Origin of the sequence: Candidatus Stygibacter australis, from assembly GCA_030765845.1 — a bacterium.
Taxonomy (GTDB): Bacteria; Cloacimonadota; Cloacimonadia; order Cloacimonadales; family TCS61; genus Stygibacter; species Stygibacter australis.
On sequence record JAVCDJ010000223.1, the window covers coordinates 1 to 5968 of the forward strand.

At 40.6% G+C, this 5968-nt stretch carries 2 protein-coding genes; both read left to right on the plus strand.

What is annotated here, in order from left to right:
* Positions 1–376 precede the first annotated feature (376 nt).
* Positions 377–4270, plus strand: coding sequence for a FlgD immunoglobulin-like domain containing protein (locus RAO94_11485; GenBank protein MDP8322962.1), 3894 nt, complete (start codon positions 377–379; stop codon positions 4268–4270).
* Positions 4271–4475: 205 nt separating this feature from the next.
* Positions 4476–5873: a T9SS type A sorting domain-containing protein gene (locus tag RAO94_11490; protein MDP8322963.1), complete on the plus strand. Its 1398-nt coding sequence runs from the start codon at positions 4476–4478 to the stop codon at positions 5871–5873.
* Positions 5874–5968: the final 95 nt, after the last annotated feature.

Below are 5968 nucleotides of genomic sequence, written 5' to 3' on the forward strand. Positions count from 1 at the left end.
CAAGGTTGGAAAACCGCTCCGCATCAAAGCTGGTCTCAAGCTTAATCAAAAGAAACGCCAGGAAATTATCGATCAGGTTATGTATCACCTTGCCGAACTTTTACCCGAGGAATACCGTGGTTATTACCATGACCTGAGCCTGAAGGATTTTCAATACCTGGAAACATATAAGAAATAAAATTCTAAAAAGAAACAAAAGGGAAGATAATCAACAAATTTGTGATAAATGTCTTGAGAATGATTATGAACTTGTTGATGGCAAATACATCTTGAAAACCAATTATGCTGCATAACAATTGGGGAGTTAATCAGCTGTTTTTTTAGCTATTGACCAAAAAGGTTTGACAGGAATTAAAAAAAAACAAACAAAGTAAGCATGAAAAAAATTAAACTTTTATTTATTTTACTTCTTTGTGCCAATGCTCTTTTCTCTGTAATCGAAGAAACAGAATCTCTGCAGAATTTTTTATATGGATCTGCAACTGGTTGTGCATATGATAACTGGATGAGCCATATCTCGGAAGGCATTGCTGATCCTGGATATAATCTTTATGCACCCTGGGATGTGCAGACAAACGGTTTTGGCAATTACATTATTCCTGATGCAGATGACCTTTTATTATGGGCATACATTACTCATGAATTCCTGCTGGGCAACCTGGATCTGGCTCAGTACATTATCGATGTCTATTCCTATCCTTACCAGGTGGTTGTCTTTAATGATACGGATTCAGACCGCACTTTCCATATATTGCGTGAAATTCCCAATATGACTTTTTATGATAATAATGGAACGGAAGATCCGGGAGATGACGAATTCGGTGCCTTTGACCTGGGTTGGGGATTGTATATCCATTATCCGCAGGGAAATTATCCGCATATCACTACCGCTCCCCATCCCAATGATGATTATTTTACGGTTCCTCTGGCTCATAAAGCCTTTATAGAACACGAGTCAAAATTCCTCTTGATCTCAGGTTGCGGCAGAGAAGTGACCTGGACAAATATCGGTAATTATAATAACAGTAAATCAACCTGTGATCCATCCAGGGAAGAAGATCATATTTTCAATATAATATATCAAAGGTTCTGCGATCTTATCCGAACTGAATTTGAGACCCATGAATTCAGCCTGCAGATCCACAGCTACGACTGGGGAGAACGTCACTGGGGCTATCCTAATGTACAGATTTCCGGGGGCTATCAGGTCAGTTCACCCGATCTTCCCATCAGAGATCACTCCTCTGCCGGAAATGATATCGTCAATATCGGACAAACTGTTATTCTGCCTGCTAACATGGTGGGCATTCATCCTCCTGTCTATCTAAATGATTACTATGGATTCCATTGCGATAAATACGATTTTACCTATTCTGATGACGATACGACTTTTGCTGTAAATACAAATATCGATCTTTGGGGATATGGTACTAACAGACAAATGGTTTATACGCATTCCGGTCTGCAACATTATGACGTTTTTGAAAGATTCTTTCATATAGAAATGGATGAACTGCCCAATGTTTATCCGCAAACAGTCTCTAACTATCATTGGTTCCACGGTTGGAATCCTGTCTCCCAATGCTGGGAGATGGACAGCAGGTTTGAAAAAGCTCTCGCTTACTATTCACCCTGGATAGAAGCACTCAGGCAGGTTCTTCCCATCCTTTACCAAATGAACGATAATGAGGTCCCGGTTGCTCCCGGCAATTTACAGGTTATCGCCGAGTGCGCAGATCACATCGAGATTCAATGGACACCGGGAGATTGTTTTGATATGGAATCTTACGAAATCCTTTATTCATCCGAACCTATTGCCAATGGCAACTATGTTATCAGGGATAGAGCAAATTATCAAAGACTTGCCTGCCTGGCTCAGAACACCTGCAAACTTAACAATCTGCAGCCCGGAGATCAATTCTATTTTGCCATTCGCATTAGAGATAAGAATGGTAACTATTCTGCTTTATCCAATGAAGTGTTCGGCACTGCGGGTCCGGCTTCAGTAGATAATTTTATCTGTTATGGTCGAGATGAACATATACTGCTGGAGTGGGAAGCATCCAGCAATGATCCTTTTGACGGATTCAATATTTACCGTAAAACTGAGAGCAGCACCTATTATATGATCAATACCTGGCTGGTAAATCCTGATCTAACCGGACAAGCTGGTAATAATGTCCCCTATTTCCTTGATGATACAGAAGTGGAAAACAGCGTCATTTACACATATAGGATCAGTTATGAAGATGATGGGATCGAATATTTCTTTGGTGATGAACCACAGGCAATTTCCAGGAAGATTTATGAACTGTATGCTTATCTGAATACTTTATCCACGGGAGATACCTGCTATTTTGGTTATAATGAATTTGCTTCAAACGGATATGATGTAAATTTCGATCTACCGGCTGATACGACCACAGTCGGTGAATATTTCTTCAGTGAATTTTACGAATATTATTGGAACAATGTTCCCAATCATCTGGAGCAGGAAATCTATTCTGTTTACGATCCTGAGCAAAGTTACAAAAGTTGGGTTTACCGCATCAAAACTAACCTGATTGGAATGCCGGTGGAGATAGGAATTGCCAACCTAGAGCGAGGTGCAGAACGATTTTATCTATATCAAAATGGAACTTATACCGACCTGGCTACTTCCGTTTACACGTTCACTCCAACCACCGATGATTTCTACTCTTTCACACTGTATTGGGGAAATCTCGTGCCAGATGTTACATTTACAGCTTTTTCCAATCAACTATTATTTCCGAACGAAGTAGTACATTTCGACTGGTCATTGGATTTGCAGGTTACGGTCGATCACGTTAATGTTTATGCTGCTAATGACGAGATAGCCATTCCCATAGAAATGGAAATGTCACCTTACACCACGGAAACATATTGGACCGTACCTCAATTGCTGTTTGAGAACTTGACCTGTAAAATCGACCTGGTGATGGATGAGGCTGATACCCTGCACTATTATGCTCCCTTCAGATTTGGTATCATCTCACCCCAGAATATCGTGCAGACCTATCAGGGCTGGCATCTGATGACCAAGAATTTCGCCAGCAACCAATATACTACAGCAGAAATCTTTGGCGAAGGCTGCCTATTCTACGAATTCCAGGAAGAGGAATTCATCATAGTAGATGAGCCGGAATTCCTGCATCCCTACTGGCTCAATGCTCCTGCTGACAATTATTTCGTGCTGACTAATGCAACCATGCAAAGAGTTGCCTGCAGTACAGGGTTGAACGCCGGCTGGAATCTCCTTCCCAATCCCCATCGCGCCAATTATACTCTGGACCAACTTATATTTACAATTAACAATACAGATTATGAATATTACCAGGCGGTAGAGAACAGGCTGATAGAACCGGTTGTGTTCGAATACGAAGAATTCTTTGAACCTGCCTTTGAATTATATCCAGCCAAGGCTTATTATCTTTATTGTTACGAAGAAAATGTAACCGTGAAATTTATTCCCTATTTCCAAATTGAATATGTTCCAAACTTCGACCTGGACTGGCAGGTAACGATCGACGCCAAACAGAATGATTACTTTCCTTCTGCTATTATAGTGGGCACATGTGCTTCAGCAGATTCGTTGTATGATCCTAACTATGATATTTTAAAACCGCTCGTCAAACCCTTTGAAAATGCTCTTACTTTCAGCTTGCCTATGGATATTTATGGTACTACGGAAAAAATGCATCGCTCTATTTACAAACCTTTGTCCTCAGCAGATGAACAAACTTACACCTGGAATGCTGAACTGCAATTGGTCGATCTGGATCCCATATATTTCCAGACGCACCCTCTGGATCTGCCGGTTGATCATGATATCTATCTGATCATGCCTGATTGTGTCCTTGATCTATCCGGCAACGAACCTGTGGAGTATATCTCCTCCGATTTTCTGCTAAATTTTTCCGTAGTGATCACCGATCAGTTATTATCAGGATCGGAGGATACAGTTGTAAAAAGTTCATATTCACTTCATAACTATCCCAATCCCTTCAATCCGCAAACCACTATCCGTTATGTTCTACCCTCTGTAGAAAAAGTAAGCCTTTGTATTTATAACATCAAAGGTCAAAAAGTGAAGACACTTATTCAGGAAACACTCCCAGCAGGAAAACACTCAGTAATCTGGGATGGGAGAGATTCCAATGGTAAGCGAGTTGCTTCCGGAGTTTATTTCTATAAGTTGGAAATGAATACGGGAAAACCCCTGATCAAGAAAATGTTGTTATTGAAATAAAGTGAGAGGGTTCTGTAAAATTAGGTGTTTTTGAAAATAATGAGAAAAAATCAGAAAATCCAATTATTCAACTCATCCCCTAACCCCTTCTCTTGCAAAGAGAAGGGGAAAATGAAGTCATCCCTCTTTTTGGAGAGAGGGACCGAGGGTGAGTTAGAAATTGAATTTTGCAGAATCCTTAATAAAGTAATTGATAGGAGATAGCATGATAAGAAAATTTTTCATAACAGTTGCCTTTATATTTCTGCTCCTGAGTTCATTGTGGAGCGAAACAATCTGGTCAGATGATTTTGAGGAAAACTCCGGCTGGTTGATGAGCGGAGAATTCGAGATTGGAGCACCCCAAGGTCTGGGCGGAGAATATGGCAATCCGGATCCTTTCGTAGCCTACGAAGGTATCAAGGTTCTTGGTGTAGATCTTTACGGCAACGGCAACTTCCCTGGTGATTATGAAAACAACCTGGGAAATCGTGAATACTCTGCCATCTCCCCCACCATCGATTGCAGCAGTTTCCTGGATGTGCAGCTCTCCTTTATGAGATGGTTGAATGTGGAACAACCGGCTTATGATCATGCCTACATCGACGTGAGCAATGATGATGGAACAACCTGGCTGGAAATCTGGACAAATACTTCCGTGATCACAAACAATTCCTGGAATCAGGTCACATATAATTTATCATCAATTGCCGATCTGCAAAGTAATGTGCGAATCCGGTTTTCGATAGGATCTACCGACGGCTCCTGGCAGTACAGCGGCTGGAATATTGATGATCTCTTCATCTCTGGCGTGGAAGCTGTGTTCGGTGCTATTGAGGGTAATATTGTCGATGCCACCAATAACGATTCCATTGCATTTGCTCAGGTGATGTCTGCTTTTGGCAATACCATCTCGGATGAAGACGGATACTTTCTATTAACGGATATTCCCACCGGAAATCAAACGATCTCAGTGACCGCTCTGGGCTACCTATCTTACACACAAGATGATATTATGGTATTGGAAAACGATACGACTTATGTGCTCTGTGAGCTGCAACCTGACCCTGATCTGCCACCAGAGCCACAAAACCTGGAAGCATCTGTATTTAACGGTAATAATGTGCATCTAATCTGGGAAGAACCAAATTATACCACAGGTATTCTTTTGGCTTACAATGTTTATCGCAACGGCATTATTATTCAGAGTGTTTTAGAAGAAGAGTATTTTGATCTCAATATGATTAATGGACAATACAATTATTTCGTTACAGCAGTATATGATACCGGAGAATCAGGGGCTTCGGATCCGATTTCGGTGATGATCTATGGAACAGATGTTAGTGAAGAAGAAATTCAAGAAGCGATGCTGCTATCCTGCTTCCCAAATCCTTTCAATCCTACTACAACAATTTCTTTTAATCTCACCGCAGAGCACGCAGAGATTGAAATTTTCAATATCAAAGGACAGAAAATTAAACAATATTCAATATTCAATAATCAATCTTCAATTGTGTGGGATGGCAAAGACTCCAAAGGCAATCGAGTCAGTTCAGGAATTTATTTCTATAAATTGAAAACAGAAAATTATGAGAAAACGAGAAAAATGATTTTGATGAAATAGTGACATATGTCCCCTCGGGTTGGATTATATTATAAATAAAGCCCTGAGGAGGCATAATGAGAGAGAGCGAAAATCGATTAAGTAGACTTGAGCTA